The organism is Streptomyces sp. P1-3 (assembly GCF_050613155.1).
GTDB lineage: Bacteria > Actinomycetota > Actinomycetes > Streptomycetales > Streptomycetaceae > Streptomyces.
On record NZ_CP192512.1, the window covers coordinates 696,211 to 699,439 of the forward strand.

A 3,229-nucleotide genomic window follows, 5' to 3' on the forward strand; every position below is an offset into this window, starting at 1 on the left:
CCCGACGAGGCGTGCCCGTCGAGACCGCTCAGGCGCCGACTCCGGCGTTGAGGAAGATGCCGCCGTCCACGACCAGGGTCTGGCCGGTGATCCAGGCGGACTGGTCGGAGGTGAGGAACGCGGCGGCGCCCCCGATGTCCTCCGGCACGCCGAGGCGTCCGAGCGGGTAGGCCGCGGCCGCCTCCTCCTCACGGTTCTCGTACAGCGCCTGGGCGAACCTGGTCTTGACCACCGCCGGGGCGATGGCGTTGACCCGGACGCCCGGCGCGAACTCGTGCGCGAGCTGCGCGGTGAGGTTGATCATCGCGGCCTTGCTCACCCCGTACGCGCCGATGAACGGCGAGGGCGCGAGTCCGGCGATCGAGGCGATGTTGACGATCGCGCCGCCGTGCTCCTTCTGCCACGCCTTCCAGGTCTGCTGGGCGAAGCCGAGCGCGGAGACCACGTTGGTCTCGAAGACCTTGCGGGCGACGCCGAGGTCGAGTTCGGCCAGCGGCCCGAAGACCGGGTTGGTGCCGGCGTTGTTGATCAGGAAGTCGACTCGGCCGAACGCCTCCATGGCGCGCTCGACGGCGACCGCCTGGTGCGCCTCGTCATGGGCCTTCCCCGGCACCCCGATCACCCGGTCCGCGCCGAGCCGCTCCACGGCCTCCTTCAGCGCGTCCTCGTTGCGCCCAGTGATGCACACCCGGTCGCCGCGCGCCACCAGCGCCTCGGCGACCCCGTATCCGATGCCGCGGCTCGCCCCGGTGACGAGCGCGACCTTTCCGGTGTCCGCTGTCTGTGCGGTCATGTCGCTGTCGTCTCCCGTCAGTTGAGCGGGCCGCCGGCCACGTACAGGACCTGGCCGGAGACGAAGCCCGCCGCGTCGCCGGTGAAGAAGGCGACGGCGTTGGCGATGTCGTCCGGCACCCCGACCCGCTGGACCGGGATCTGCGTGGCGGCCGCCGCCTTGAAGTCCTCGAAGCCCATGCCGACGCGCTCGGCGGTGGCGGCGGTCATGTCGGTGGCGATGAACCCGGGGGCGACCGCGTTGGCCGTGACACCGAACTTGCCCAGCTCGATGGCGAGGGTCTTGGTGAAGCCCTGCAGACCGGCCTTGGCGGCGGAGTAGTTGGCCTGGCCCCGGTTGCCGAGCGCGGAGCTGCTGGAGAGGTTGACGATCCGCCCGAACGAGGCGTCCACCATGTGCTTCTGGCACGCCCGCGACATCAGGAACGCGCCCCGCAGGTGCACGTTCATGACCGTGTCCCAGTCGCTGTCGCTCATCTTGAACAGCAGGTTGTCGCGGAGGACGCCCGCGTTGTTGACGAGGATCGTCGGCGCGCCGAGCTCCTCGGCGACCCGGGCGACGGCCGCCTGGACCCGCTCGGCGTCGGAGACGTCGGCACCGACGGCGATGGCCTTGCCACCCGCCTTGGTGATCTGCGCCACGGTGTCCGCGCAGGCCCCCTCGTCGAGGTCCAGTACGGCGACGGCGCGGCCCTCTGCGGCCAGTCGCACGGCGGTGGCCGCGCCGATGCCGCGGGCCGCGCCCGTCACGATGGCGACGCGCTGCTCGGTGGTGGACATGCGGGTTCTCCTCGCCTCGGTAGCGGCTCACCGCCCGGCCGGCGGGCGCGGTGGTGAGCAACCGCTTAGTCGCTTCAGCAGACGAGACGCTAGAAGCCCCACCACCGCATGTCAACGTCCCACCCTCCCCCAGAGCTCCGCCTGGGAGGCACCCCCAGGACGGGTGGGGCGTGCACGGGCCGACGCGGCTGTACGTCCGGCGTCAGCGCACCAGCAACTCCAGCAGCCGCTCGACCTCGGCCTCGGGGTCGGCGGTCAGGCCGGTGTGCACCGGCCCCGGCTGGACGACCGTGGAGCGCGGCGCGATCAGCCAGCGGAAGCGCCGGCCGGCGTCGTCGCGCGCCGCCTGCCCCGCGTCCTCGCCGCCCCGGCAGACCGCCTCGACGGCGTGCAGCGCCGCCCGTACCCCGACCACGTCGGCCCGCGGGTCCAAGGCGCGCAGCTTCTCCTCGCTCAGATACGTGCGGGCGGCCACGAAGGAGCTGGCCCGGCAGTAGACGACCACGCCCGCGTTGAAGAACTCCCCTCGCTCGACCCGCGGCACGACGCGCAGCACTGCGTACTCGAAGACCTGGCGCTCGCTCATTCCCCGCCGTCCTTGCGCTGGTTCTTGGTCGGGTGGGGCCAGGCGGCCAGATGCTCGGTCAGCCAGCCCGCGGCCGGGGTGGGCTTGCGCTCCACCCGCGGGCCGAGACCGATGCGCTCACCGATGGTCGCGGCACGCGGCAGCAGCGCCTCCACGTAGGCGCGGCGGAGCGCGTCGGCGGAGTCGAAGCCGGGCTCGTCGACCAGCCACTCGTCGGGGACATCGGCCACGACCTCGGTCAGCAGCTCCTCGGTGACCAGCGGGGCGAGCGTGGCCGCGGCCGAGGCGACGTCGGGGGCGAAGGGGGCGAGCACGTGGTCCGAGGCGTCGTACGGCTTGGCGGCGGACGTCTGCGCCGTCGACCAGTTGTGGTGCCAGATCATGGTGGCGCCGTGGTCGATGAGCCACGGATCACCGTGCCAGACCAGCATGTTGGGGTTGCGCCACGAGCGGTCGACGTTGTTGACCAACGCGTCGAACCAGACGACCCGGCCCGCCTCCTGGGAGTCCACCTGGTAGGCGAGCGGGTCGAAGCCGATCGATCCGGGGAGGTAGTCCATCCCCAGGTTCAGCCCGCCGCTCGCCTTGAGCAGCTCCTGCACCTCCTGGTCGGGCTCCGACAGGCCGATGACCGGATCCAGCTGGATCGCGACCAGCTCCGGGACGCGCAGCCCCAGCCGGCGGCCGAGCTGCCCGCAGACGACCTCGGCGACCAGGGTCTTGCGGCCCTGACCCGCGCCGGTGAACTTCATGACATATGTCCCGAGATCGTCGGCCTCGACGATCCCGGGGAGCGAGCCACCCTCACGCAGGGGCGTGACATAGCGGGTGGCGACGACCTCCGTCAGCATTATCCCAGGCTCCATGACTCTTTTGCCTTGCGATCCACGGCCAACCCCAAACCGGTGCAACATGGCGGTGCGCCCCTTGCTTCCGGCCTCCGGCATGAAGTGAGCATAGTAACCGAGCGTGACAGCCGGCGAGGAGTGACCGAGCCACCGCGCCAAAGTCACCACGGACTCCCGTGCGGCGTGGTGCGGGGGTGACCCGCACCACGCCGTCGGCGCCGGG

Annotated in this window: 4 protein-coding genes; all 4 read right to left on the reverse strand. The window is 71.8% G+C overall.

Annotation, left to right across the window (positions count from 1 at the left end; genetic code table 11):
• Nucleotides 1-28: 28 nt before the first annotated feature.
• Nucleotides 29-793 carry an SDR family oxidoreductase gene (locus ACQUSR_RS03070; protein ID WP_431040964.1) on the reverse strand — a complete coding sequence of 255 codons (765 nt, stop codon included), beginning with the start codon at nucleotides 791-793 and terminating at the stop codon, nucleotides 29-31.
• Nucleotides 794-810: 17 nt separating this feature from the next.
• Nucleotides 811-1,572 (reverse strand): 3-oxoacyl-ACP reductase FabG, encoded by a 762-nt coding sequence (fabG, locus tag ACQUSR_RS03075; RefSeq protein ID WP_431040965.1) that lies wholly within the window; start codon nucleotides 1,570-1,572, stop codon nucleotides 811-813.
• Nucleotides 1,573-1,774: 202 nt separating this feature from the next.
• Nucleotides 1,775-2,158: a DUF3037 domain-containing protein gene (locus tag ACQUSR_RS03080; protein ID WP_431040966.1), complete on the reverse strand. Its 384-nt coding sequence runs from the start codon at nucleotides 2,156-2,158 to the stop codon at nucleotides 1,775-1,777.
• The gene (locus tag ACQUSR_RS03085; RefSeq protein WP_431047339.1) at nucleotides 2,155-3,009 is read right to left on the reverse strand and encodes a HipA family kinase; all 855 of its coding nucleotides are present in this window, start codon (nucleotides 3,007-3,009) and stop codon (nucleotides 2,155-2,157) included. The genes ACQUSR_RS03080 and ACQUSR_RS03085 overlap by 4 nt, the downstream gene beginning before the upstream one ends.
• Between the last annotated feature and the right edge of the window lie 220 nt (nucleotides 3,010-3,229).

Coding starts and splice junctions, on each gene's coding strand:
- fabG (WP_431040965.1), bottom strand. CDS start 1,572: ATGTCCACCACCGAGCAGCGCGTCGCCATCGTGACGGGCGCGGCCCGC.
- ACQUSR_RS03070 (WP_431040964.1), bottom strand. CDS start 793: ATGACCGCACAGACAGCGGACACCGGAAAGGTCGCGCTCGTCACCGGG.
- ACQUSR_RS03080 (WP_431040966.1), bottom strand. CDS start 2,158: ATGAGCGAGCGCCAGGTCTTCGAGTACGCAGTGCTGCGCGTCGTGCCG.
- ACQUSR_RS03085 (WP_431047339.1), bottom strand. CDS start 3,009: ATGCTGACGGAGGTCGTCGCCACCCGCTATGTCACGCCCCTGCGTGAG.